The following is a 24,680-nucleotide window of genomic DNA, read 5'->3' as shown; positions in this document are numbered from 1 at the left end:
AAGGTATAAAAGGTATATATGTGAGCGCAACTAATTTTAGTTGCATCTGCTGTGAGCAGGGAGTATAATATAAAAGGAGAAGAAATTTATGAGCAGAAAGGATAAATTATTAGAGAAACTTTTGCAGAAGCCAAAAGATTTTACCTTTGATGAAATGGTATCATTACTTTCCTATTTGGGATATGAATTAAAACAGGGAGGCACTGGTTCAGGGGTAAAATTTATAAAGGATGGTTCTAATGAAGTGATAAATTTTCATAGACCTCATCCTAATGGGACATTAAAACACTATATTTTAGACCAGGTGATTGAAAAACTAAGAAAGGATGGCGTATTATGAGTGACTTACTATCATACAAAAATTATAATGGTACAGTAGAGTTTTCGAAAGAAGATAATTGCTTATTTGGTAAAGTAATCGGTATTAAATCGCTGATTTCCTATGAAGGGGCATCCGTAAAGGAATTAGAGCAGGATTTCCATAATGCAGTGGATGAATATCTTGAGGATTGTAAGGAGAGAAATATTGAGCCAGAGCAACCTTATAAGGGGACTTTTAATGTAAGAATTAGTCCGGAATTGCATAGAACTATTGCAATCTATGCTATGGAGCATGGAAAAAGTTTAAATGCTGCGGTGGAAGAGGCAATCGACAATATGGTTAAGCTGTAGAGTTTGTTATATTATAATTGACAAAAAAAGAAAAGCTGATGGGAGGAAATCATTATGAAGAAAAGATTAGCGATGATTGCAACAATGTTGATAATAACAGTAAGTATGGCAGCCTGTGGCGGGAAAAAAGATACGACCGCAGATAAAGAAACTATTATAAATACAGAAGCTGCTGAAGAAGTGGCAGAAACAGAAGAGCCGGAAACCGAAGAAGTAGAAGAAGTTACAGAGACAGAAGAGCCGGTAATAGAGGAAGCAGCAGAGCAGGAGACCACTGGAAAACTGGAGAGTAATACTTCCAGTGCAGAGAATACTGCAGCACAGCCATCTGACAATAATACAAGCAAATCAAATAAGAGCAACAGCAATTCCGGCAATAAGGCAAGTGCAGGCAGCACTGCATCAGCCGGAACAACGACCAGTAATGCCGGTGGAACAACTGGAAGCAGCAATAACACCAATACTTCTGACAATAGTGTAGCTCCGGCACATGTTCATACCTGGGTGCTGCATGAGGGCAGCGGTCATTATGAGACACAGGTTGTTAAGGAAGCATGGGACGAGCCGGTATATGAGATGCAGGCTAGAGATATTTGCAATCAGTGTGGAGCAGATATAACGGATGACCCAACTGGTCATTTTAAAAATGCAATAAAAAATGGACTGGATTGTGGAGGATATCATACAGATTGGGTACAAGTTCAAACGGGAACACAACACCATGATGCGGAAACAAAGCAGGTATGGGTACAGGATGTGGCACCTTATGCACAGTGCAGTGGATGTGGAGAAATCGGACCGGTAGGTTCCGGCATATCCATTAATTAATGAGATAAATTTTGTATAAAGATGGTAAGAGAAGGATTCAAGGTAAGTTCACTTTGAGTCCTTTTTTTATAGATACTTGTACCGGAATTCGGTACATATAGTTTAGTGGAAGGGAGGATAGAAAACAAAATATAAAGGCAACTGGGAACTGATAATGATATCGGTTCTTTTTTTGTGCGTGTAATGAGGAAAAGTCTGTACTTGTATAGGACTTTGACGAATACCGTAACATCTTGTGAAAAGTATTTTCACAAGGATATGCTTTCTTTTAGCAGATGGAAGGAGGAAAACAGAAAGTATGAAGAGATTTAAAGTAAAACAGAAATTAAAAGCGTTCATGGCTGCAGCATTATGTTTCTGTATGGCAGCCAGTCCGCTGACTGCGTTTGCGGAGAGTTTACTGGAACAGGAAGAATCAATTCTTTCTGATAACTTTGATGAACTGGTACGCAGGGCAGAAGAAGAGAATCAGAAGCATGCAGAAGAACAGGCAGCGTTAACCAGTGCCGATGAAGGGCTGATGGTTAAGACTTATAGTTCTGGAAACTATGATTTTAATGTAGATTTAACCGTAGGAAAGACGATTAACTACAATGGTTATCAGACACACCAGTATAGTCTTTCGGATGGAACCGTAGTTTATTGTCTGGAACCAGGTAAAGCAAATCCGAGCAATGGACAATATACCGCTTCGGTATCCAATGATGCATTGCTTTCAGCAGTAGCCTACTATGGATATGGTGGACCGCGATATGAAAGCGATAAGGGTATTAAAAACATGGTAAATCTTATGGATATTGATGCTTATTTGCCTTTTCATCGAAATACAGATATATAATAAGGGCTGTTAGGGGCACTTGGAATTTCGTTTGATATACTGGCAACGCTGGCACAGGGATGTGCCGGCGAGGTGCATATGAACATGGATGTGAATTTGCACCGGTTGCCGGATAGGCAAAAAAGTATATCGAAATTCCCAGTGCCCCTTACAGTCCTTATGTAATATCCGTATTCGATGAAAAGGCAGATACACTCAAAACCTTCCCAAGAAATCCCAGTACAACTGAGAAACAATTCAAACACAATTTAAAATAACAGGCAAATTCAAAAGGCTTATGAAAAAATATTTTCAACAAAAAACACGTTGAATTGTTTTCATAAGCTTTTTTTATATGCAAAAAAATGATAAATATAAATACAATAAAAGAATATAAAATGAATTGTCTAATAATCAGACAATAGCAAGAAAAAAACTATTGCAAAGTATATTACGCCGGGTGTAAACTTAGTTCAGAAAATAAAAGCACTTTAAAGCAGCAGAGTGCAGGTAACAAAGTAAGACAGAAAATAAAGAGAAAGCAGAAAGGGAACGATTATGACAGAACAGTGGAATGAAAGTACAGCAGTAGCACAGGGTATGTATGATCCGAATTTTGAACATGATAACTGCGGTATCGGAGCTGTGGTAAACATCAAAGGTATCAAATCCCATGCTACAGTAGAGAATGCTTTAAAGATTGTAGAAAACTTAAAGCACAGAGCTGGTAAAGATGCAGAAGGAAAAACCGGTGACGGTGTTGGTATTCTGCTTCAGGTATCACACAAATTTTTCTCTAAAGTAGCAAAGGAATCAGATATTGAACTTAGTGGAGAAAGAGATTACGGTGTCGGAATGTTTTTCTTCCCACAGGATGAGCTGAAACGGAATCAGGCAAAGAAAATGTTTGAGGTTATCGTGGAAAAGGAAGGAATGAAATTCTTAGGATGGAGAAAAGTTCCGACTGACCCGGATAAACTGGGACAGAAAGCAGTAGACTGTATGCCATATATCATGCAGGGATTTGTAAAACGTCCAGCTGAAGTAGCCAAGGGACTTGATTTTGACCGCCGGTTGTATGTGGCAAGACGGGTATTCGAGCAGTCTAATGATGATACTTATGTAGTATCCTTTTCCAGCCGTACTATTGTATATAAAGGAATGTTTTTAGTAGACCAGCTGCGTCAGTTCTTTGCAGACCTTCAGGATAAAGATTATGAATCTGCAATCGCAACCGTACACTCCAGATTCTCAACCAACACCAATCCAAGCTGGGAGAGAGCACATCCGAACCGTTTCATTGTACATAACGGAGAGATTAATACCATCAAAGGTAATGCAGATAAGATGCTTGCCCGTGAAGAGACCATGGAGTCCGAAGAACTGAAAGGGGAACTGCAGAAAGTCCTTCCGGTTATTAATTCCGAAGGTTCTGACTCAGCAATGTTAGATAATACCTTAGAGTTCCTGGTAATGAGTGGAATGGATTTACCACTGGCAGTTATGATTATGATTCCGGAGCCATGGGCAAATAACAATACCATGTCCCAGAAGAAGAAAGACTTCTATCAGTACTATGCGACCATGATGGAGCCTTGGGATGGACCGGCATCCATACTTTTCTCAGATGGAGATGTCATGGGAGCCGTTCTTGACCGTAACGGATTAAGACCTTCCAGATATTATATTACCGATGATGACCAGCTGATTCTTTCTTCCGAGGTTGGAGTGCTTGATATTGATCCGACCAAGATTGTCGTAAAAGAAAGACTCCGCCCGGGTAAAATGCTTCTGGTAGATACTATTCAGGGAAGAGTCATCAATGATGATGAATTAAAAGAGTATTACGCAAGCAAACAGCCTTATGGTGAATGGCTTGACCGTAACCTGATTAAACTGGAGGATTTAAAGATTCCAAATCAGCGTGTTCCGGAATATACCAAAGAAGAGCGTCAGAGAATGCAGAAAGCATTCGGTTATACTTACGAATCACTGCGTGAAGCAATCCTTCCGATGGCATTAAACGGAGGAGAAGGAACTTCTGCAATGGGTATTGATACTCCGCTGGCAGCACTGGCAGGAGACCATCAGCCACTGTTTAATTATTTCAAACAGTTATTTGCACAGGTAACAAACCCGCCAATTGATTCCATTCGTGAGAAAGTGGTTACATCCACTACCGTATATATCGGAGAAGATGGTAACCTGCTGGAAGAAAAGGCGATTAACTGTCAGGTATTAAAGGTAGATAACCCGATTCTTACCAACACAGATTTGATGAAAATTAAAAATATGAAAGTAGAAGGATTCAAGGTTGTGGTTCTTCCTACTACATATTATAAGAATACAAGCCTGGAAAAAGCATTGGATCATCTGTTTGTAGAAGCAGACCGTGCATACCGTGACGGTGCAAATATCCTGATTCTTTCCGACCGTGGCATTGATGAGAACCATGTGGCAATCCCATCCCTTCTGGCAGTATCCGGTTTGCAGCAGCATCTGGTAAAGACCAAGAAGAGAACTGCAGTTGCCATGATTCTGGAATCCGGTGAACCAAGAGAAGTACATCATTTTGCAACATTGCTTGGTTATGGTGCCTGTGCAATCAACCCATATCTGGCACAGGATACCGTAAAGCAGTTAGTAGACGAGCATATGTTAGACAAGGATTACTATGCAGCAATCCATGATTACAATCAGGCAATTATCAGTGGTATCGTAAAAATTGCTTCCAAAATGGGTATTTCAACCATTCAGTCTTATCAGGGTTCTAAGATTTTTGAGGCAATTGGTATTGACTCCGCAGTAATTGATAAATATTTCACAAATACCGTAAGCCGTATCGGTGGAATTACACTGGAAGACATTGCAAAAGATGTAGATACTCTGCATTCTGCAGCCTATGATCCATTGGGATTAGAGACAGACCTTACTTTAGACAGCAAGGGACGTCACAAGATGAGAAGTGGCGCAGATGTTCACCTTTATAATCCGGCAACCATCCACCTTTTACAGGAATCAACCAAACGTGGAGATTACAACCTGTTCAAACAGTACACAGACCTTGTGAACAGTGAAGAACGTGATGCCAATATTCGTGGACTGATGGATTTCAATTTCCCGAAAAAAGGTGTTCCGATTGAAGAAGTAGAAAGCGTAGATTCTATTGTAACAAGATTTAAAACAGGTGCGATGTCCTATGGTTCTATTTCCAAGGAAGCCCATGAAACACTGGCAATTGCCATGAACCATTTACATGGTAAATCCAATACCGGTGAGGGTGGAGAAGATCCGGACCGTATCGCAAGTAAAAATACAAGCTTAGACAGATGTTCTGCAATCAAGCAGGTAGCGTCCGGCCGGTTTGGTGTAACCAGCCGTTACTTAGTCAGTGCAGAAGAGATTCAGATTAAGATGGCACAGGGTGCAAAACCTGGTGAAGGTGGACACCTTCCGGGCAAGAAAGTATATCCTTGGATTGCAAAGACAAGACTTTCCACACCGGGTGTATCCTTGATTTCACCGCCACCTCATCATGATATCTACTCCATCGAGGATTTGGAGCAGTTAATTTACGATTTGAAGAATGCCAACCGTGATGCAAGAATTTCCGTAAAACTGGTATCAGAAGCAGGCGTTGGTACAGTCGCAGCCGGTGTTGCCAAGGCAGGAGCACAGGTAGTGTTAATTTCCGGTTATGACGGTGGTACCGGTGCAGCACCAAGCAGTTCTATCCATAATGCAGGACTTCCTTGGGAACTTGGACTTGCAGAGACACACCAGACTCTGATTATGAACGGACTTCGTAATAAGGTAAGAATCGAGACAGATGGTAAGCTGATGAGCGGTCGTGATGTAGCAATTGCTGCATTGCTTGGAGCAGAAGAGTACGGATTTGCAACTGCACCGCTGGTAACCATGGGATGCGTGATGATGCGTGTATGTAATCTGGATACCTGCCCTGCCGGAATCGCAACACAGAATCCGGAGCTTCGGAAACGTTTCGCGGGAAAACCGGAATATGTAGAGAACTTCATGCGGTTTATTGCAGAAGAATTAAGAGAAATCATGGCGAAGTTAGGCTGCCGTACCATTGATGAAATGGTAGGAAGAAGTGACCTTCTCCGGGTAAGAGAGGATTTGACAGACCGGGAAAAAGAAATCGACCTTTCCAAGATTTTGAATAACCCGTTTGCAGGACCAAAGGAGAAAGTTACATTTGATCCAAAACATGTATACGATTTCGAACTGGAGAAGACCAAGGACGAAACTGTACTGTTAAAACAGCTTTCTTCTGCACTGGATAAGAAACAGAAGAGAAGCATTGATGTAGAAGTAAGCAATACAGACCGTTCCTTTGGTACCATCTTTGGTTCCGAGATTACAAAGAAATATGACGATACTTTAGAGGAAGATACCTTTATCGTAAAATGTACCGGTGCCGGCGGACAGAGCTTTGGCGCATTCATTCCAAAGGGACTTACCTTAGAGCTGGTAGGAGATTCCAACGATTACTTCGGAAAAGGACTTTCTGGTGGAAAACTGGTTGTCTACGCTCCGGCAGGTGTGAAATATAAGAAGGATGAAAATATTATCATCGGTAACGTAGCACTTTACGGTGCAACCAGTGGTAAAGCATTTATCAGTGGTGTGGCAGGAGAACGTTTCTGCGTACGAAATTCCGGAGCTTCTGCAGTAGTAGAAGGTGTCGGTGACCATGGATGTGAATACATGACCGGTGGCCGTGTGGTTATCCTTGGTAAGACTGGTAAAAACTTTGCAGCCGGAATGAGCGGTGGTATCGCTTATGTATTAGATGAGGACAACGACCTTTATACCAGAATCAATAAGGAAATGGTATTCTCAGAAGAAGTCGGAAACAAATATGATGTTATGGAATTAAAAGATATGATTAAAGAACACGTAGCATTGACCAATTCTGAAAAGGGAAAAGAAATCTTAGATAACTTCAGTGAGTATCTGCCGAAGTTCAAGAAAGTAATTCCATACGATTATAACCGTATGTTAATGGCAATTGTTCAGATGGAAGAAAAAGGATTGTCTTCCGAACAGGCACAGATTGAAGCATTTTATGCGAATACAAGAAATTAAGGAGGGGACGCAAAATGGGAAAACCAACAGGATTTATGGAATATGACAGAGAGAATGCAGCAGCGGTTGCACCAAAGGAGCGTATCAAGAACTTTAACGAGTTCCATACCCCTCTCTCAAAAGAGAAACAAAGAGTACAGGCAGCACGTTGTATGAACTGCGGCGTGCCGTTCTGCCAGGCTGGTATGAATATCATGGGAATGACCAGCGGATGTCCGCTGCATAATCTGGTACCGGAGTGGAATGACCTTTTGTATACCAACAACTGGGAGCAGGCATATAACCGTCTGACTAAGACCAACAACTTCCCGGAATTTACCTCAAGAGTATGTCCGGCACTTTGTGAAGCAGCCTGTACCTGTGGACACTGGGAAGACCCGGTAACCTGTAAGGCAAATGAGCATGGAATCATTGAAAATGCCTATGAAAAAGGATATGCTGCAGCAAAACCGCCAAGAGTCCGTACCGGAAAGAAGGTTGCAATCATCGGTTCCGGTCCTGCCGGACTTGCAGCAGCAGACCAGTTGAATAAAAGAGGACATTCCGTTACCGTATTTGAAAGAGATGACCGTGTCGGTGGACTTTTGATGTATGGAATCCCGAATATGAAGCTGGAAAAATGGGTTATTGACCGTAAGATTAATATAATGAAAGAAGAGGGTGTCGAGTTTATTACCAATGCCAATGTTGGAAAAGACATCAAGCCGGCAAAATTCTTAAAAGAATATGACCGTGTCATCTTAGCCTGTGGAGCAAAGAATCCAAGAGACATCAAAGCTCCGGGCAGAGATGCAGAAGGCATTTACTTTGCAGTAGATTTCTTAAAGGCAACTACCAAGAGCCTTTTAGATTCCGAGCTTAAAGATAACAAATATATTTCTGCCAAGGGAAAGAAAGTAGTTATCATCGGTGGTGGAGATACCGGAAATGACTGTGTCGGAACTTCTATCCGTCACGGCGCAGCCAGTGTCATCCAGCTTGAAATGATGCCAAAGGCACCGGATGAACGTGCTGAGAACAATCCATGGCCGGAGTGGCCGAGAGTCTGCAAGACAGACTACGGTCAGGAAGAAGCAATTGCCATGTTCGGCTCCGACCCTCGTATTTACCAGACAACCGTAAAAGAGTTCTTAAAAGACAAGAACGGTAAGCTCTGCGGATTAAAAACCGTAAAATTAGAGGGCAAAAAGGATGAAAAGACCGGACGGATGCAGATGGTGGAAGTACCAGGCTCTGAAAGCAAGTTAGATTGTGATCTGGTTCTGATTGCAGCAGGCTTCCTTGGAACAGAAGATTACATTGCCAAAGCATTCGGCGTAGACTTAAATGCCAGAACCAATGTGGCAACAGAAGCCGGTCATTACAAGACCAACGTGGAAAATGTCTTTACAGCAGGAGATATGCATCGTGGACAGTCCCTGGTTGTATGGGCAATCCGTGAAGGAAGAGAAGCAGCCCGTGAAGTAGACGAAAGTCTGATGGGATATTCTTATCTTTCCGTACAGTAATGAAAATTACAATATAATGATAGAAGAAAGTCGTCTGACTATGGTGACGCCGGAAGGTGAGCTGTGGCAGGCGGCTTTTTTGAATTTACGTTAGCAGCGAGAGAAAATCACAAAGAGTGTTTCCCGTAGTTGACATATCTTGTATCCGGGGCATAAAATAATCCTTGTGACAAAAAGAACGAGAAGAAGAAACAGCGAAAGGACATAAAGAGAATGAGCAGGAAAGCAGTATTTTTTGATATTGACGGAACATTGTGGGACGAACATTTTTTGATACCGGAGAGCACAAAGGAAGCAATCCGGAAGCTGCGGGAAAATGGACATCTGGCATTTCTCTGCAGCGGAAGAACCAGAGCATTTATTCAGGATGAAAGACTGCTGGCACTGGGATTCGACGGAATTGTGGCAGGCTGCGGTACCTGGATAGAGATGGATGGAAAAACACTTTTTTATAAAAAATTAGAACAGGAATTGATAGAGGATACCATACATATATTAAAAGAGTATGGAATTCCTACGGTATATGAGGGAAGCCAGAATTTGTATATGGATCTGGAAGAATTTGAAGAAGACCCTTATGGCTTGAGACTAAAAGAGACATTGGGAGAGGATTTGCTGCCGGTAACGGGAAATGAAGCAATTATGGAAATCAGTAAGTTTTCCTGCTCCACACCGGATGATGCTTATCTTAAGGTACTTTCCCATCTGGAAGAGAATTTCACACCGCTGGTGCATGATGCGGCATGCGCAGAGTTTGTTCCAAAAGGATTTTCCAAAGCGTCCGGCATCGAAAAAACCTGTGAGCTTCTTGGTATTGAGAAAGAAGATACCTATGCATTTGGAGACAGTATCAATGATGTGGAAATGTTAAAGCATGTGCAGCATGGAATTGCCATGGGAAATGGTACCAAAGCAGCAAAAGAAGCAGCGGATTATATCACAGCACCATTGCACGAAGACGGCATTTATAAGGGATTGGAGCATTTTGGACTGATTTCATAAACAAATCTAAAAAAAGTATTAAATCGTTACAAATTGCAGAAAGTGAGAAAACGAGAGAAAAAACGAGATATTAAGAGTAAATATAAGGAAACAAGAGAAAAATAAAAAATGGTCAGGCTTGCGAAAAAGAGACGCAGAAACTATTATATGACTATCGGTTAGCACTCGGCTTGAATGAGTGCTAATAAAAAAGAAAGAAAACAAAGAGACCGAATCAAGGAGGCAATGAATCATGAAATTAGTACCATTATCAGACAGAGTTGTATTAAAACAGTTAAAAGCAGAGGAAAAAACCAAATCCGGAATTATCTTAGCAAGTGCTGCACAGGAGAAACCACAGGAAGCAGAAGTAATCGCAGTTGGTCCTGGCGGAGTGGTAGATGGCAAAGAAGTTACCATGCAGGTAAAAGAAGGACAGAAGGTTATTTATTCTAAATATGCCGGAACAGAAGTAAAACTGGATGGCGAAGAATATATCATCGTAAAGCAGAATGATATTCTTGCAGTAGTAGAATAATCGAATTGATAATTGGTAAATAAAACAAATAATAAAATAGGAAAATAGAAGAAAGAGGTAAGAAATTATGGCAAAGGAAATCAAATATGGAACAGAAGCCAGAACAGCATTAGAGGCTGGAGTTGATAAACTGGCAAATACAGTCAGAGTAACAATCGGACCAAAAGGAAGAAACGTTGTACTGGATAAATCATATGGAGCTCCATTAATCACAAACGATGGTGTTACCATTGCAAAAGAAATCGAATTGGAAGATGCATTCGAAAATATGGGCGCACAGCTTGTAAAAGAAGTAGCAACCAAGACCAATGACGTCGCCGGTGATGGTACTACAACAGCAACTGTTCTTGCACAAGCAATGATTCAGGAAGGAATGAAGAACTTAGAGGCTGGTGCAAACCCAATCGTTTTAAGACGTGGTATGAAGAAAGCAACTGAAAAAGCAGTTGAAACAATCGCAGCAATGTCTTCTAAAGTAACCGGAAAAGACCAGATTGCAAAAGTTGCATCTATTTCCGCAGGTGATGAAAGCGTTGGCAACATGGTAGCAGACGCAATGGAAAAAGTTTCCAATGATGGTGTTATTACCATTGAAGAGAGCAAGACCATGCAGACAGAGCTTGACCTGGTAGAAGGTATGCAGTTTGACCGTGGATACATTTCCGCATATATGTGCACAGATATGGATAAGATGGAAGCAGTTTTAGATGAACCGTACATCTTAATTACCGATAAGAAAATCAGCAACATTCAGGAAATCCTTTCACTGTTAGAGCAGATTGTTCAGTCCGGTTCCAAACTTCTTATCATTGCCGAAGATATCGAGGGTGAAGCTTTAACTACATTGATTGTAAATAAACTGCGTGGAACATTTAACGTAGTAGCGGTAAAAGCTCCAGGATATGGCGACAGAAGAAAAGAAATGTTAAAAGATATCGCTATCCTTACCGGTGGTCAGGTGATTTCAGAAGAAGTTGGCCTGGAATTAAAAGATGTTACTATGGCACAGCTTGGCCGTGCAAAATCTGTTAAGGTTAAGAAAGAGAACACCGTTATCGTTGATGGTGAAGGAAATAAAGAAGAAATTCAGGCAAGAATCGGCCAGATTCGTGCACAGCTTGAAGAGACAACATCTGAATTTGATAAAGAAAAATTACAGGAAAGACTTGCAAAACTGGCAGGTGGCGTAGCAGTTATCCGTGTTGGTGCTGCAACAGAGACAGAAATGAAAGAAGCAAAACTTCGTATGGAAGATGCTTTGAATGCAACAAGAGCAGCAGTCGAAGAAGGAATCATCGCAGGTGGCGGTTCTGCATACATCCATGCATCCAAAGAGGTTGCAAAGCTTGCTGAGACATTGGAAGGTGATGAGAAGACCGGTGCAAAGGTTATCTTAAAGGCATTGGAGGCTCCATTGTATTACATTTCCGCAAATGCAGGTCTCGAAGGTGCAGTTATTATTAATAAAGTAAAAGAGTCCGCTCCTGGTATCGGATTTAATGCAGCAACAGAAGAATATGTAGATATGGTAGAAGCTGGTATCCTTGACCCGGTTAAGGTTACAAGAAGTGCTTTGCAGAATGCAACATCTGTAGCATCTACATTACTTACAACGGAATCTGTTGTAGCAAATATCAAAGAAGATGCTCCTGCAATGCCGGCAGGAAACCCAGGTATGGGAATGATGTAATAAGAAAATAAAATATATTACTGAAAAGTAAGTGTAGAGAGCTCCTGACTGCAGATAATGCAGTCAGGAGTTTTGCTATGCAGTTTTTTTCCTGATGTTAGTTTTTTGGGGGCAGTTGTTTTGATTTGCAAAATATGTTACAATTATTTCATTGTGTAACATGAAGTCTGAACAGCAAGGAGGAAGAAAAATGGGAAAGGTAGTTATTCTTACAGACAGTTCCAGTGGAATTCGTCAGGTAGAAGCGCAGCAGTTAGGGATTAGCGTATTACCAATGCCTTTTTTTATAAATGGTGAAACACTGTTTGAGGATATCAATCTGACACAGGATACATTTTATGAGCATCTGACAGATGGAGCAGAGATTTCAACATCCATGCCGGCAGTAGGAGACCTTACAGACCGTTGGGATGAGCTTTTAAAAGAATATGATGAAATAGTATACATTCCTTTATCCAGTGGATTGAGCAGTTCCTGTGAGACAGCAACAGCATTATCTTCAGATGAAGAGTATGAGGGCAGGGTTTTTGTAGTAAACAATCAGAGAATTTCCGTAACACAGAAGCAGTCCGTATTTGATGCAATCAGGCTGGCAGAGAGTGGCAAGAGCGGAAAAGAGATTAAAGATATTTTAGAGGATGCAAAATTCCAGTCCAGCATTTATATCATGGTAGATACCCTTTACTATCTGAAAAAAGGTGGAAGAATTACACCGGCAGCAGCAGCACTGGGAACATTGTTGAAATTAAAACCGGTATTACAGATTCAGGGTGAAAAGCTGGATGCTTTTGCAAAAGCAAGAACGGTAAAGCAGGCAAAAAGCATTATGATAAAAGCAGTAAAAGATGATTATGCATCCCGCTTTAAGGAGTGTCAGGACGAGATGCAGCTTTGTATTGCATATACGGGAGATATAAGTGCAGCAATGGAATTCCGCAAAGAAGTGGAAGCGGAATTTGGGATTACAGACATTATGATGGATCCGCTTTCTTTGAATGTATCCTGCCATATCGGACCGGGAGCATTAGCACTTGCCTGTGCAAGAAAATTATAAGATTTAAAGTGTAAATTCTCGGTAAAATTGATTGACCAACCACAAAATATTGTGTAGAATTGAAATAGTTTAACTTGTTAATGTATAAAAGCAAGTAACATATCATGGTAAAACGAAGGAGGAAAATGAAAATGGCATTTTGTGGTAATTGTGGCACACAAGTGGGTGATGATGCAGATTTTTGCCCGAATTGTGGCCAGAAATTAAAAGGGGAGATGGAACAGCCGGCAGAGCAGGCAGCACCGGTACAGGAACAGCCGGCAGAGCAGGCAGCACCGGTACAGGAACAGCCGGCAGAGCAGGAAACACCGGTACAGGAACAGCCGGCAGAGCAGGAAACACCGGTACAGGAACAGCCGGCAGAACAGGAAGCACCGGTACAGGAACAGCCGCAGCAGGAAACACCAGTACAGGGACAGCCGCAGCAGGGACAGTTCCAGAGTCAGCCGCAGCAGGGACAGTTCCAGGGAAGACCACAGCAGGGACAGTTCCAGGGAAGACCACAGCAGGGACAGTTCCAGGGACAGCCGCAGCAGGGACAGTTCCAGGGACAGCCACAGCAGGCACGCCCGCCTAAGAAACCATTTAAGATGACGAAACAGTTATGGGCATTGCTTATTGCGGTCATTGCAGTTGTAGTAGTTGCAATTGTTGCACTTGTGGTAGTGAAGAATCAGAAAAAGAAAGTAAATATCAACGATTATATTTCTGTAGAGTATAACGGATATGAAACAGCAGGAACAGCATATGTTGATTTCGACGAGACCGGATTCAGTGAAGCTGTTATCAAGGCACAGGGAAAGAAACTTAAAAATGTAAAATCTCTTGATGACCTTGACTGGAGTGACCTTGCTGATGTGATGGGAAGCAGTAACTGGGATTTGATTGACAGTATTACTTTTGATGTGAAACCGGATTCAGACCTGTCAAATGGGGATGTGGTAACTGTTACTGCTTCATGGGATGAAGATTATGAGAAAAAAGCAGGAGTTAAAATTCTTTCCAAAGAACAGGAATTTACAGTAGAAGGACTGGAAGAAGTAAAAGAAGTTGATCCGTTTGAAGATATCGAAGTAACCTTTTCGGGAACACCACCTTATGTATATCCAAACTGGACAAATAATTCAGAGGATGACTATTTACGTTATCTGTGGTTCAATTTTGAAGATTATGACAGTCTTGATGTCGGAGATACCGTAACTTTAACAGTTGATGAATCAGAAGAGAATGCATTGGCAAATGGTTACAAATTCACACAGACATCAAAAGAATATATTGTATCCGGAGTAGATTCTTATGTAACATCTGCTGCAGATATTTCAGCAGACAATCTGGATTCCATGAAAAATGAAGCAACAGATGCGTTAGATGCATATTTTGCAAATAACAATTCCTATATTGGAAATTCCGGATTCAGTTATGAAGGTTCTTATTATCTGGTTGCAAAAAACAGTGATACATGGGGTGATACGAACGTCCTTTATCTGGTATTTTCGACAACTGTAACCAGTGCAGAAAATGCATTTGAGCCAACTGTTGTATACTTCCCGGTAAAATATACAAATATTATGGCATTATCCGATGGAAGCCAGAACTTTAATACATATGGTGATATCGAAGGATATACTGATTTAGAGTATGATGATGGATGGGATAATGTTGAGGGTTATACAGATGGGGCACAGATGTTTAATGATTTGGTTGTAACTCAGAAGGTTGATTATACTTACGAAGTAACTGATAATTTAACTCAGTTTGGAAACTAAAGGAGAAGAAAATGAATTCTGGAAATAATTTTACAAAGCACATTCATGTGAAAAATATCATTCGTCTGTTATCTATTTTGTTAATGGTATTTTTCTTTGTGCCATCATTTATGGTATCCTGTGCAGGATATGGAAATATTAAAATCAGCGCTTTTAAAGCTATGACAGGTATTAAGATAGAGGGTGAAAGTGTAACAGACCCGAAAATAATCTGCATCATAATGCTGCTGCTTCCAATCGCTATGCTGGCTCTCTGGTGCTTAAAGAGCGTATTAAAAGATAAAATTGCTGCAATCGCATCCGGAAGCTGTGCTGTTGTTGACTTTATTTTCTGGATTGCACTTTGCGTCGGAGTAAATAAGGAGGCAACAGATAATTACTGTACAGCGAAAGTTACAGCCGGATTTATATTTAATATATTGTTTATTCTGGCAATTGTAGTGTTGGATCTGTTGATTATTATCAACGTACTTCAGGCTGAGAAACCATTAATCAGACAGAAAATGATGAACGGATATCAGGGAATGCCACAGCAGAATATGTATGGAAATGTGCCACCACAGCAGGGACAGTTCCAGGGACAGCCAGTGCCGCCACAGCAGCAGGGACAGTTCCAGGGACAGCCAATGCCGCCACAGCAGGGGCAGTTCCAGAGCCAGCCAGTACAGCCACAGCAGCCAGTACAGCCGGTATGCAGTAAATGTGGTGCTCCGCTTGTAGCTGGAAATAAGTTTTGTACCAAGTGCGGAAATCCGGTTGCATAAACTGGAATAGGAAATAAGTAATAAGTAAAGTAGAAGCCCCATCGTCTGATTATTCAGAATGGGGCTTCTTTTCTGCTGCAGCATTGCAGGCACAGGATTTTATACAGCCTGACTGCAGAGCTGTTTCTTTTTCCGGTTCTTCCAAACAAGATAGGAAATCATAAGTGGTACACCGGCACCAATCCATGCTACCGGGCTTGCCAGACGGACTGACCAGTATCCATATGGATTTAAAAGGAGCCATACGACACCGACACGGCAAATCATTTCAAAGATACCGCTGACCATAGGCATGATACCTTTTCCAAGTCCCTGCAAAGAAGTACGATAAAGGTAAATAAGAGCAAGAAAGAAGAAAAAGCAGCTGATGGTATTTAAGTACTGTGTGGCATAACTGTAAATGGCTTCCGTCGGTTCGCTTAAGAAAAGGGAAACAATGGAACGGCCAAATACAGTACAGATGAATGCAGCAATTGCAACAGTTCCAAGGGCGATTCCAAAGGCCTTCTTCATGCCATCGAAGATGCGTTCGTATTTTCCGGCACCTAAGTTCTGACCGCAGTAAGTAGACATTGTGGTTCCAAGAGCCGGCATTGGCTGGGTAGAAATCTGTTCTACCTTGGATGCAGCAGTAAAGGCTGCAACAGCACTGGAACCAAATACATTTACTGCAGACTGAAGAATCATGGAACCAACAGCTATCAGAGAGTAGTTCAAAGCCATCGGGATACCAAGTCCCATCATCTGGGCGGTTGTCACGCGGTCGATGTAGTAATCACTTTTTCTGGTGCGGAGAATCGTGAATTTACGGTACATATAAATAAGACAGAGAACAGCGGAAATACCCTGTGAGATTACGGTGGCATATGCAGCACCTGCAACATTTAGTTTTAAAGTTACAATACAGAATAAATCCAGCACAATATTAAGAGCGGAGGAAAACAGCAGGAAGTATAATGGAGTCTTGCTGTCACCAACACCTCTTAAAATTCCGGAAACAACATTGTACATCATACTGGTAATGATACCCCAGAAGATAACCCGGATATAAGAGTCTGCCATATCAAGAATATTATCCGGTGTGTTCATAAAGATTAAAAGCTCCCGGGAAGTAGTAACAGTCAATGCGGTAAGAACCACGGAAATGATTATGGTTAAGAGGAAGGATAAAGCAACAATATGCTTTAAACGGCTTTCATCCTTTGCACCGAAAGCCTGTGATACCATAACACCGAATCCCTGGGCAAGTCCGGATGCAAAACCAAGTACCAGAAACATAATAGAACCGGTTGCACCTACAGCAGCCAGGGCATCTTCTCCCAAAAACTGTCCTACAATGATGGTATCTACCATACTGTAGAACTGCTGGAACAGATTTCCGAACAATACAGGAAGTGAGAAGAAAAGAATTAATTTCAGTGGATTTCCGGTTGTCATATCTTTCGTCATAATTATAAGCTCCTTTCATAATTTTTTGCAGAAATGTTCTGCACTATATGAGAAAAAAGTACTATATTCTTTGGAAACGGGATTAGTATACATTGGTAAAATAAAAATGACAATGTAAAAATCAATTTAATTATGGTATAATTCGCTCATGAATACGAATTTAGAATATTACAAATTTTTTTATTATGTAGGAAAACTTCACAGTATTACATTGGCAGCAGAAGAACTGAATGTTTCACAGCCGGCAGTGTCCCAGGCAATCCGTAATTTGGAGCGGGAACTGGGAACCACCCTTTTCATGCGGACATCCAGAGGGGTGCGTCTGACTGCAGAGGGGCAGACACTTTACGGCTATGTGCAGCGGGGCTATGAGACCATCCGGGAAGGCGAACGCAAATTCCTTGAAATGCAGGAGCTGACCAGCGGAGAAGTATGTATCGGAGCCAGCGATATGACACTGCAGTTTTATCTGCTTTCTTATCTGGAACAGTTTCATGAGCAGTATCCGAAAATCAGAATTACAGTTACCAATGCACCGACACCGGAGACACTGAAATATCTGCAGAGCGGTAGAATTGATTTTGGTGTAGTCAGCACGCCCATGGAGACAACGAAGAATATGCATGTGATTCCGGTGCGTGAGATAGAAGATGTCTTTGTGGCAGGACGAAAATTTGAATATTTAAAGGGCGGTAAATTAAGCTATAAAGAATTGGAACATCTGCCGGTTATGTGCCTGGAGGGAAATACCTCTACCAGAAAATATGTAGAGGAATTTCTGCTGGGAGAAGGCGTTGTGATTCATCCGGAGATAGAACTTGCCACCAGCGATATGCTGATACAGTTTGCGAAAAGGAGCCTTGGCATAGCAAATGTGGTCAGGGACTTTGCTCAGGAAGAAATTGAAAAGGGGGAACTGTTTCAGATTACATTTAATAAGAAGATTCCTGCCAGACAGTTCTGTATTGTTTCAGATGACAGGGTTCCGTTGACTGCAGCAGCAGAAAAATTGTTGAAATTATTACAACATAAGTAAAACTTATACCGAGTATAAGGAATATTGACTTTACTTATAATATCTGATTCGTTATAATCAGAAAGTAAGAAGCAGAGAACTGGTTTTTACACCGGTTCTTTTTTGCTTTACAGGAAATTGCTTTCCTGTAAAGTAAAAAACGCTCCGCGAGTAGCTCGTAAAGCGTGTTTCTCATAGTTACGCGAGCAGCGAGAAGAACATATTTCTTATTATAAGGAGGAAATAAAAATGGTTACAGCAGTAGTTGGTGCAAACTGGGGAGATGAAGGAAAAGGCAAGATTACTGATATGCTTGCAAAGGAAGCAGATATTATTATCCGTTTCCAGGGTGGTGCAAATGCAGGACATACTATCGTAAATGATTACGGAAAATTTGCATTACATACCCTTCCATCAGGAGTGTTCTACGGACATACCACAAGTATTATCGGAAATGGTGTTGCACTTGATATCCCGAAGCTTTTCAATGAGATGAAGTCTATTACAGACCGTAATGTACCGGCACCTAAGCTTTTGGTTTCTGACCGTGCACAGATTGTTATGCCGTATCATGTGCTTTTTGATCAGTACGAAGAGGAGCGTCTTGGCAAGAAATCATTCGGTTCAACCAAGTCAGGTATTGCACCATTTTATTCAGATAAATATGCTAAAATCGGTTTTCAGGTAAGTGAACTTTTCGATGAAGATACTTTGGCAGAAAAGGTAGACCGTATCTGTGAAATGAAAAATATTATGTTGGAGCATATGTACCACAAACCATTACTGGATAAAACTGAATTATTAAATACATTACATGAGTACCGTGATATGGTTGCTCCGTATGTCTGTGATGTTTCTTTATATCTTGATAAAGCAATCAAAGAAGGAAAGAACATTCTCTTAGAGGGACAGCTTGGAACCTTAAAAGATCCGGATCACGGAATTTATCCGATGGTAACATCTTCTTCTACATTGGCTGCATATGGTGCAATCGGTGCAGGAATTCCACCATATGAGATTAAGAAAATTGTTACTGTATGTAAAGCATATTCTTCTGCTGTTGGTGCAGGTGCATTCGTTAGCGAAATCTTTGGCGAAGAAGCGGATGAATTAAGAAAACGTGGCGGAGACGGCGGAGAATTCGGTGCAACCACAGGACGTCCAAGACGTATGGGATGGTTTGACTGCGTGGCAAGTAAATATGGCTGCCGCATGCAGGGAACTACCGATGTAGCATTTACAGTGTTAGATGTTTTAGGATATTTAGATGAGATTCCGGTTTGCGTAGGATATGAAATCGACGGAGAAGTAACCACAGACTTCCCTGTAACCACAAAGCTTGAAAAAGCAAAACCTGTATTAAAGAAACTTCCGGGCTGGAAGACAGATATCCGTGGAATTAAGAAATACGAAGACCTTCCGGAAAACTGCCGTAAATATGTAGAATTCATTGAAGAACAGATTGGATATCCGATTACCATGGTTTCTAACGGACCGGGAAGAAATGATATCATTTATCGTTAAGAATAAAGGCAGATTGTGATGATAAAAAATGTAATCTTTGACGTAGGAAAAGTGCTGGTAGACTTTTGCTGGGAAGAAGTATTTCATAAGCTCGGTTTTGAGGGGGAAACTTTTGAATGTGTGGCGGATGCTACCGTCCGTTCCGTAACCTGGAACGAATTCGACCGGGGAGCAAAGCCGGATGAAGAGATTATTGCTGCATGCATCAAGGAAACACCGGATTATGAAAGAGAAATCAGACTCTTTTATGACCATGTAGGAGAGACGATTCGTACTTATCCATATACGGTGCGGTGGATACGAAGCCTTGAGAAAAATGGATATCATACCTATATATTATCTAATTTTCCAAAGAGCACTTATGAAAAAGCAACAGAAGAACTTTCTTTTGAAAAGGAGACTACCGGAGCAATCTTTTCCTATCAGGTGAAGTGCATCAAGCCGGAAGTGGAAATTTATAAGCTATTGCTGGACAGATACCATTTAGTGCCACAGGAATGTGTATTCATAGACGACCGTCCGGAAAACATAGAGACGGCAGAAAAGCTTGGCATTACAGGCATACAGTTTCAGAATCAGCAGCAGGCAAAGAGAAGGCTTTTGGAACTTGGTGTCGTATCCGGTAGTTAATAAGTAAAGATTATGTAAAAAAAGAATAATTGTCTATTCGTTTCTTGCATTTCAATAGCGAAATGCTTATAATGAGCGTAAGCAGACGGGTAGCAACGCAACTGGCAGGAGTTACTCCTGCCAGTTTTTTTACTTTACAGGAAATTGCTTTCCTGTAAAGCGTGTTTTCGCAGTTGCACAGTAAGCAGGGAGAATACAATGAGGATAACAGGTTTAAAGAAAAAGCTGATAAGTCTCATAGTGGCTGTTATTATGACGGTTTCAGGAATGTATGTTGAAAATATCAACATAGATTCTTCCTTTGTATGTGAAGATACTGCGAACCAGAATTTCATACAGGCAGCACATTTATCCAGACCATCAGAGAGCTGTACTGAAGAACTTTTGGGAAATCGTGAGACCGGCAGGATTACAGCAGGATACCGCAGATTGTCGGAGAAAAACAACGATTTGGAAGGAGCAGCATTATCCCTGGCAGCAGTATTGCCTGAAAATCAGGCAAAAGACGGCTGGAACTTTGAATTACGGAAATCAAAGGATGTTTTGGACAGCAGGAGTGTCATTATAGGCTATATCCATCATCAGGATGGAGCGAAGGGCTGACTATCACAAGTTAGAAGCAATTTACCTGTGCGCAGAGGAGCATAGGTTTCTTTGCGTACAATATCAGGTCATAACTGTGATAGGAGGATAATAAAATATGGCACAGGATATTGTAGTAGCGCTTATGGGCATTATGGCAGCGGCAGCAGTTGCTGCATGCTGGTGGTATGAGCATCATGGCAGAGAGGATGCGACTTCTTCTAAAGAGGAACAGGAAAAGACGAAAGAAGTATAAATGAATAAAAGAAGATAGAGGGCTTGTAGCAGGAAAGGACAGAATATGAGAAAGACAAAAATTATATGTACATTAGGACCGGCAACAAAGGATGATGAAGTATTAAAACAGTTAATGGAAAATGGAATGGACGTGGCAAGAATTAACTTTTCCCACGGCTCACAGGCAGAACATAAAGTAACCATGGATCGTGTAAAAAAGATGCGTAAGGAACTGGGCAGACCGGTTGGAATTCTTCTTGATACCAGTGGACCGGAAATCAGGATTGGACAGCTGGAGGGTGGCAGAGCAGAACTGCTTCCGGGAGATACCTTTAAACTCACCACCAATGATATTATGGGAAATAAAGAGCGGGTCTCTATTACTTACAAGAATCTGGTACATGATGTCAAAGCCGGAACCAGAATTCTGATCGATGATGGACTGATTGAAATGCTGGTAACCAATGTGACAGAAACTGAGATTACCTGTAAAGTAGAAAATGGCGGTGTGATTTCAGACCGCAAAGGAATTAATGTACCGAATGTAAATCTGTCCATGCCTTATATCAGCCCGAAAGACCGCTCCGATATTCTATTTGGAATTGAGCAGGGTGTAGATTTTATTGCAGCATCTTTTGTACGCTGTGCAGATGATGTGCTGCAGTTACGGAAAATTATGGCAGAGCAGGGCTGCAATGACATTAAGATTATCTCTAAAATTGAAAACCGTCAGGGTGTAGATAATATTGATGAGATTCTGGCAGTGTCAGATGGCATTATGGTTGCCAGAGGAGACATGGGAGTGGAGATTCCGATTCGTGAAGTTCCGGCAATTCAGAAGAAAATTATAAAAAAGGTTTACCATGCAGAAAAGGTTGTTATTACGGCAACACAGATGCTGGATTCCATGATGAAGAATCCGCGTCCGACCAGAGCAGAAGCAACCGATGTAGCCAATGCTATTTATGATGGAACCAGTGCAATTATGCTGTCTGGTGAGACTGCTGCCGGAAAATATCCGGTGGAGGCATTAAAAACCATGACAGAGATTGCAGAATATACAGAAAATGATATTGACTATGAGAAACGTTTCCGCCAGCTGGAGAAGATTGATAATCCGGATGTAACCGATGCCATTTCCCATGCAACCTGTATGACTGCCATTGACATCAATGCGGCAGCAATTGTTACGGTAACCAAATCCGGCAAGACTGCCCGCATGATTTCAAGATATCGTCCGAAATGTGCAATTATCGGCTGTACCCCATCGGAAAAGAGTTATTATCAGATGAATCTTTCCTGGGGCGTAACACCACTTATGATACAGGAAGAGACGGATACAGAAGCATTGTTTAATAATGCAATGGAATCCGCAGAACAGCATGGATATGTACAGCATGGAGATTTGGCGGTTATTACAGCTGGAATTCCATTGGGTATTTCCGGTACCACCAATCTGATTCGTGTAGTAGTGACGGGACACTTAAAGAAATAGGAGCGCAGATAGTATGAATGAACAACCGAAATTAGCAGTGCTGATTGATGCAGAAAATGTATCCAATAAATATGTGAAACTAATTATGGATGAGGTCAGCAATTACGGGGTGGCTACTTATAAGCGGGTTTATGGAGATTATTCGAATCCGAGCGTATCTGCATGGATGAAAAATATGCAGGAGTATGCTCTGACACCGGAATTGCAGTGTAATTATACTGCAGGAAAAAGTGCTTCTGATTCAGCATTGATTATAGATGCCATGGATATTCTTTATTCCGGCAAAGTCAGCGGTTTCTGTCTGGTGTCGTCAGACAGTGATTTTACCAAACTTGCCATGCGCTTAAAGGAAGCTGGTATGATGGTAATCGGAATGGGAGAAGAGAAGACACCGAAGTCCTTTGTAAATGCCTGTGAGAATTTCAAGTATCTTGATTTACTTTATAATAAGGAAGAAGCAGAGGAAAAACAGCGCACAGCCACCACAAGAAGAAATACGAATGCATCTTCGGAAAAGGATGCCGGGGACAATGACAACCTTCCGAAGCTTTCGGATATTGAAAAGGAGGTAATCTCCATTATCCGGAGCAATGCAGAGGAAAATGGCTGGATTAATATTTCTGAGCTTGGAATCAATCTGAGCAAACGTATTCCGGGCTTTGACCCACGAAATTACCAGTGTAGTAAACTTTCTACCTTCTTAAAGAAGTTTAGGAGCATTGAATTAAACCCGATTGAGAATCCACACAATAAGCTGTTGAAGGTTGTGTATGCAAAAATAAAAGAGTAGAAAAGAATGTAAAAGCTTCTTTTTCCAGAGTTGTATTTGGCTGGCGAAAGAAGCTTTTTACATAATATTTTTAAAGCGTAGATACATGCTGTAACTAAAATCTGGTTATAAGCAAAAAAACAGGAAGCCTTGATTTATCAGGCTTCCCGCTCCATTAAATAATGCGGAAGATGGGACTTGAACCCATTGCCCCACAAACCAACCGAATAACAGAAAGGCTTTCAGTGTACTTCTATCGTAACGTGTTCAAAAAGGTGTTCAACTTCACAAACTGGAAGTTAACCAATTCATTGTCTTGAAATATTAATTGCACTCTATTCAATCAACATATCAGATATTGATATCCTTCCATTTTCGCCGAAATCATTCTCTGTCTTTTCAAAATCATAAATCAAAAGTTCAGGTTTATTTCTAACACATTCTTTTATACACTGCCCCGATTTTCCAAGGACCATTGTCGGAGCCGTTTGAAATGGTGAAATAGCATTTACAGAAATAGTGGTAGTAACATTTTCAACTGCTCGAGTTTGTAAGTGTCCTTTAATCATGTTATATCTTTCGTTATCATCTATATCTGCTACATCATAAAATAGAACTAGATTTATATCTGTATTTCTTTTGTATAGTTCTCGAAAGAATTCAGGAAATCTGATTTCAAAACAAATTCTTATTCCAAATTTTATCCCTTCCATTTCAAATATTCCATTATTACTGCCTTTTGTGAAATTATCCTTATCCCATCCCCACAAGGCACGCTTATCATAGAACTCAATTTGACTATTAGGCTGAAACAACATTGCTCTATTGTATATTTCTTTTTCTTTAAATATAGTTCCAATAATAAATGAAATGTCATTTTTGTTAGCTATTGATTGAAGTTTATCACACATTATCTGAACAAGATTAAAATCAACACATGACGCATTAGATATATTTCTCGGAGGATACCCTGTTAATGAACATTCTGGAAATATAAGCAACTGAACCTTTTCAGTTTTTGCGATATATATTGCTTTTTCTATTTCTTTATAATTCTCACTAATATTTCCAGATACAGCAAATTGATACGCAGCAATTCTCATTTAACAATCATCTTCTCTCTACAAATAACAATTTATAGAGCAAGTATACACTAATGATGTTCTATTTGCTAGATGAATTTCAAACTGATACATTATCGTAAGTTTGCTTTGTGCAAATTGCACAAAGACAATTCACAGCATTAACG

The 24,680-nt window shown here is 40.9% G+C and carries 20 protein-coding genes and 1 pseudogene; 19 read left to right on the top strand and 2 right to left on the bottom strand.

What is annotated here, in order from left to right; all coding sequences use genetic code 11:
* Nucleotides 1-88: 88 nt before the first annotated feature.
* The 12 genes from DWX96_RS04455 to DWX96_RS04400 all read left to right on the top strand — a co-directional run bounded on the left by DWX96_RS04455 (nt 89) and on the right by DWX96_RS04400 (nt 15,730).
* Entirely contained in the window at nt 89-340 is a 252-nt protein-coding gene (locus tag DWX96_RS04455; protein ID WP_118056853.1) for a type II toxin-antitoxin system HicA family toxin, read from the top strand.
* A complete protein-coding gene (locus DWX96_RS04450) occupies nt 337-672 on the top strand; it encodes a type II toxin-antitoxin system HicB family antitoxin (protein WP_022242502.1) in 336 nt (111 codons plus the stop codon). Before DWX96_RS04455 ends, DWX96_RS04450 begins: the two co-directional genes overlap by 4 nt.
* Before the next feature lie 54 nt (nt 673-726).
* Nucleotides 727-1,500 (top strand): hypothetical protein, encoded by a 774-nt coding sequence (locus DWX96_RS04445; RefSeq protein WP_118056852.1) that lies wholly within the window; start codon nt 727-729, stop codon nt 1,498-1,500.
* A 298-nt stretch (nt 1,501-1,798) separates the two neighbouring features.
* Complete coding sequence (locus DWX96_RS04440) at nt 1,799-2,338, top strand: thioester domain-containing protein (RefSeq protein ID WP_118056851.1); 540 nt, start codon at nt 1,799-1,801, stop codon at nt 2,336-2,338.
* A gap of 537 nt (nt 2,339-2,875) precedes the next feature.
* Nucleotides 2,876-7,429, top strand: coding sequence for a glutamate synthase large subunit (gene gltB, locus DWX96_RS04435; RefSeq protein WP_118056850.1), 4,554 nt, complete (start codon nt 2,876-2,878; stop codon nt 7,427-7,429).
* A gap of 14 nt (nt 7,430-7,443) precedes the next feature.
* On the top strand, nt 7,444-8,937 hold the full coding sequence (locus DWX96_RS04430) for a glutamate synthase subunit beta (protein WP_118056849.1): 1,494 nt from the start codon (nt 7,444-7,446) through the stop codon (nt 8,935-8,937).
* 213 nt (nt 8,938-9,150) lie between these two features.
* The gene (locus DWX96_RS04425) at nt 9,151-9,939 is read left to right on the top strand and encodes a Cof-type HAD-IIB family hydrolase (RefSeq protein WP_118056848.1); all 789 of its coding nucleotides are present in this window, start codon (nt 9,151-9,153) and stop codon (nt 9,937-9,939) included.
* Between the two features lie 232 nt (nt 9,940-10,171).
* Nucleotides 10,172-10,456, top strand: a complete 285-nt coding sequence (gene groES, locus DWX96_RS04420) for a co-chaperone GroES (protein ID WP_022242508.1) — start codon at nt 10,172-10,174, stop codon at nt 10,454-10,456.
* Between the two features lie 67 nt (nt 10,457-10,523).
* A complete protein-coding gene (gene groL / locus DWX96_RS04415; protein ID WP_117840855.1) occupies nt 10,524-12,146 on the top strand; it encodes a chaperonin GroEL in 1,623 nt (540 codons plus the stop codon).
* Between the two features lie 190 nt (nt 12,147-12,336).
* The gene (locus DWX96_RS04410) at nt 12,337-13,200 is read left to right on the top strand and encodes a DegV family protein (RefSeq protein ID WP_118056847.1); all 864 of its coding nucleotides are present in this window, start codon (nt 12,337-12,339) and stop codon (nt 13,198-13,200) included.
* A 131-nt stretch (nt 13,201-13,331) separates the two neighbouring features.
* Nucleotides 13,332-14,966 carry a zinc ribbon domain-containing protein gene (locus tag DWX96_RS04405; protein WP_158564612.1) on the top strand — a complete coding sequence of 545 codons (1,635 nt, stop codon included), beginning with the start codon at nt 13,332-13,334 and terminating at the stop codon, nt 14,964-14,966.
* Nucleotides 14,967-14,977: 11 nt separating this feature from the next.
* Nucleotides 14,978-15,730: a zinc ribbon domain-containing protein gene (locus DWX96_RS04400; RefSeq protein ID WP_118056845.1), complete on the top strand. Its 753-nt coding sequence runs from the start codon at nt 14,978-14,980 to the stop codon at nt 15,728-15,730.
* Between the two features lie 99 nt (nt 15,731-15,829).
* Here DWX96_RS04400 and DWX96_RS04395 read toward each other — a convergent pair whose 3' ends face one another.
* Complete coding sequence (locus DWX96_RS04395) at nt 15,830-17,179, bottom strand: MATE family efflux transporter (RefSeq protein WP_118056844.1); 1,350 nt, start codon at nt 17,177-17,179, stop codon at nt 15,830-15,832.
* A 148-nt stretch (nt 17,180-17,327) separates the two neighbouring features.
* Between DWX96_RS04395 and DWX96_RS04390 the strand changes: the two genes are divergently transcribed.
* The 7 genes and pseudogenes from DWX96_RS04390 to DWX96_RS04365 all read left to right on the top strand — a co-directional run bounded on the left by DWX96_RS04390 (nt 17,328) and on the right by DWX96_RS04365 (nt 23,452).
* Complete coding sequence (locus DWX96_RS04390; RefSeq protein WP_117698476.1) at nt 17,328-18,215, top strand: LysR family transcriptional regulator; 888 nt, start codon at nt 17,328-17,330, stop codon at nt 18,213-18,215.
* A gap of 228 nt (nt 18,216-18,443) precedes the next feature.
* A complete protein-coding gene (locus DWX96_RS04385; RefSeq protein ID WP_118056843.1) occupies nt 18,444-19,718 on the top strand; it encodes an adenylosuccinate synthase in 1,275 nt (424 codons plus the stop codon).
* 18 nt (nt 19,719-19,736) lie between these two features.
* Entirely contained in the window at nt 19,737-20,348 is a 612-nt protein-coding gene (locus tag DWX96_RS04380; protein WP_118056842.1) for an HAD family hydrolase, read from the top strand.
* Nucleotides 20,349-20,546: 198 nt separating this feature from the next.
* Complete coding sequence (locus DWX96_RS04375) at nt 20,547-20,951, top strand: hypothetical protein (protein ID WP_118056841.1); 405 nt, start codon at nt 20,547-20,549, stop codon at nt 20,949-20,951.
* A gap of 97 nt (nt 20,952-21,048) precedes the next feature.
* Entirely contained in the window at nt 21,049-21,186 is a 138-nt protein-coding gene (locus DWX96_RS14225) for a hypothetical protein (RefSeq protein ID WP_156454686.1), read from the top strand.
* Between the two features lie 45 nt (nt 21,187-21,231).
* A pseudogene (gene pyk / locus DWX96_RS04370) lies at nt 21,232-22,653 on the top strand (pyruvate kinase); the annotation flags it as partial.
* 22 nt (nt 22,654-22,675) lie between these two features.
* The gene (locus tag DWX96_RS04365; RefSeq protein WP_022243191.1) at nt 22,676-23,452 is read left to right on the top strand and encodes an NYN domain-containing protein; all 777 of its coding nucleotides are present in this window, start codon (nt 22,676-22,678) and stop codon (nt 23,450-23,452) included.
* Between the two features lie 314 nt (nt 23,453-23,766).
* On the opposite strand, the gene DWX96_RS04360 is transcribed toward DWX96_RS04365, so the two are convergent.
* Nucleotides 23,767-24,534, bottom strand: coding sequence for a carbon-nitrogen hydrolase family protein (locus tag DWX96_RS04360; protein WP_118056840.1), 768 nt, complete (start codon nt 24,532-24,534; stop codon nt 23,767-23,769).
* Nucleotides 24,535-24,680 lie beyond the last annotated feature (146 nt).

The sequence above is a fragment of the Roseburia sp. AF22-2LB genome (genome assembly GCF_003461125.1).
In the GTDB taxonomy this organism is placed as follows: Bacteria; Bacillota; Clostridia; order Lachnospirales; family Lachnospiraceae; genus Roseburia_C; species Roseburia_C amylophila.
This window is presented reverse-complemented; position numbering and strand designations above follow the sequence as displayed.

Coding starts and splice junctions, on each gene's coding strand:
- DWX96_RS04455 (WP_118056853.1), top strand. CDS start 89: ATGAGCAGAAAGGATAAATTATTAGAGAAACTTTTGCAGAAGCCAAAA.
- DWX96_RS04450 (WP_022242502.1), top strand. CDS start 337: ATGAGTGACTTACTATCATACAAAAATTATAATGGTACAGTAGAGTTT.
- DWX96_RS04445 (WP_118056852.1), top strand. CDS start 727: ATGAAGAAAAGATTAGCGATGATTGCAACAATGTTGATAATAACAGTA.
- DWX96_RS04440 (WP_118056851.1), top strand. CDS start 1,799: ATGAAGAGATTTAAAGTAAAACAGAAATTAAAAGCGTTCATGGCTGCA.
- gltB (WP_118056850.1), top strand. CDS start 2,876: ATGACAGAACAGTGGAATGAAAGTACAGCAGTAGCACAGGGTATGTAT.
- DWX96_RS04430 (WP_118056849.1), top strand. CDS start 7,444: ATGGGAAAACCAACAGGATTTATGGAATATGACAGAGAGAATGCAGCA.
- DWX96_RS04425 (WP_118056848.1), top strand. CDS start 9,151: ATGAGCAGGAAAGCAGTATTTTTTGATATTGACGGAACATTGTGGGAC.
- groES (WP_022242508.1), top strand. CDS start 10,172: ATGAAATTAGTACCATTATCAGACAGAGTTGTATTAAAACAGTTAAAA.
- groL (WP_117840855.1), top strand. CDS start 10,524: ATGGCAAAGGAAATCAAATATGGAACAGAAGCCAGAACAGCATTAGAG.
- DWX96_RS04410 (WP_118056847.1), top strand. CDS start 12,337: ATGGGAAAGGTAGTTATTCTTACAGACAGTTCCAGTGGAATTCGTCAG.
- DWX96_RS04405 (WP_158564612.1), top strand. CDS start 13,332: ATGGCATTTTGTGGTAATTGTGGCACACAAGTGGGTGATGATGCAGAT.
- DWX96_RS04400 (WP_118056845.1), top strand. CDS start 14,978: ATGAATTCTGGAAATAATTTTACAAAGCACATTCATGTGAAAAATATC.
- DWX96_RS04395 (WP_118056844.1), bottom strand. CDS start 17,179: ATGACGAAAGATATGACAACCGGAAATCCACTGAAATTAATTCTTTTC.
- DWX96_RS04390 (WP_117698476.1), top strand. CDS start 17,328: ATGAATACGAATTTAGAATATTACAAATTTTTTTATTATGTAGGAAAA.
- DWX96_RS04385 (WP_118056843.1), top strand. CDS start 18,444: ATGGTTACAGCAGTAGTTGGTGCAAACTGGGGAGATGAAGGAAAAGGC.
- DWX96_RS04380 (WP_118056842.1), top strand. CDS start 19,737: ATGATAAAAAATGTAATCTTTGACGTAGGAAAAGTGCTGGTAGACTTT.
- DWX96_RS04375 (WP_118056841.1), top strand. CDS start 20,547: ATGAGGATAACAGGTTTAAAGAAAAAGCTGATAAGTCTCATAGTGGCT.
- DWX96_RS14225 (WP_156454686.1), top strand. CDS start 21,049: ATGGCACAGGATATTGTAGTAGCGCTTATGGGCATTATGGCAGCGGCA.
- DWX96_RS04365 (WP_022243191.1), top strand. CDS start 22,676: ATGAATGAACAACCGAAATTAGCAGTGCTGATTGATGCAGAAAATGTA.
- DWX96_RS04360 (WP_118056840.1), bottom strand. CDS start 24,534: ATGAGAATTGCTGCGTATCAATTTGCTGTATCTGGAAATATTAGTGAG.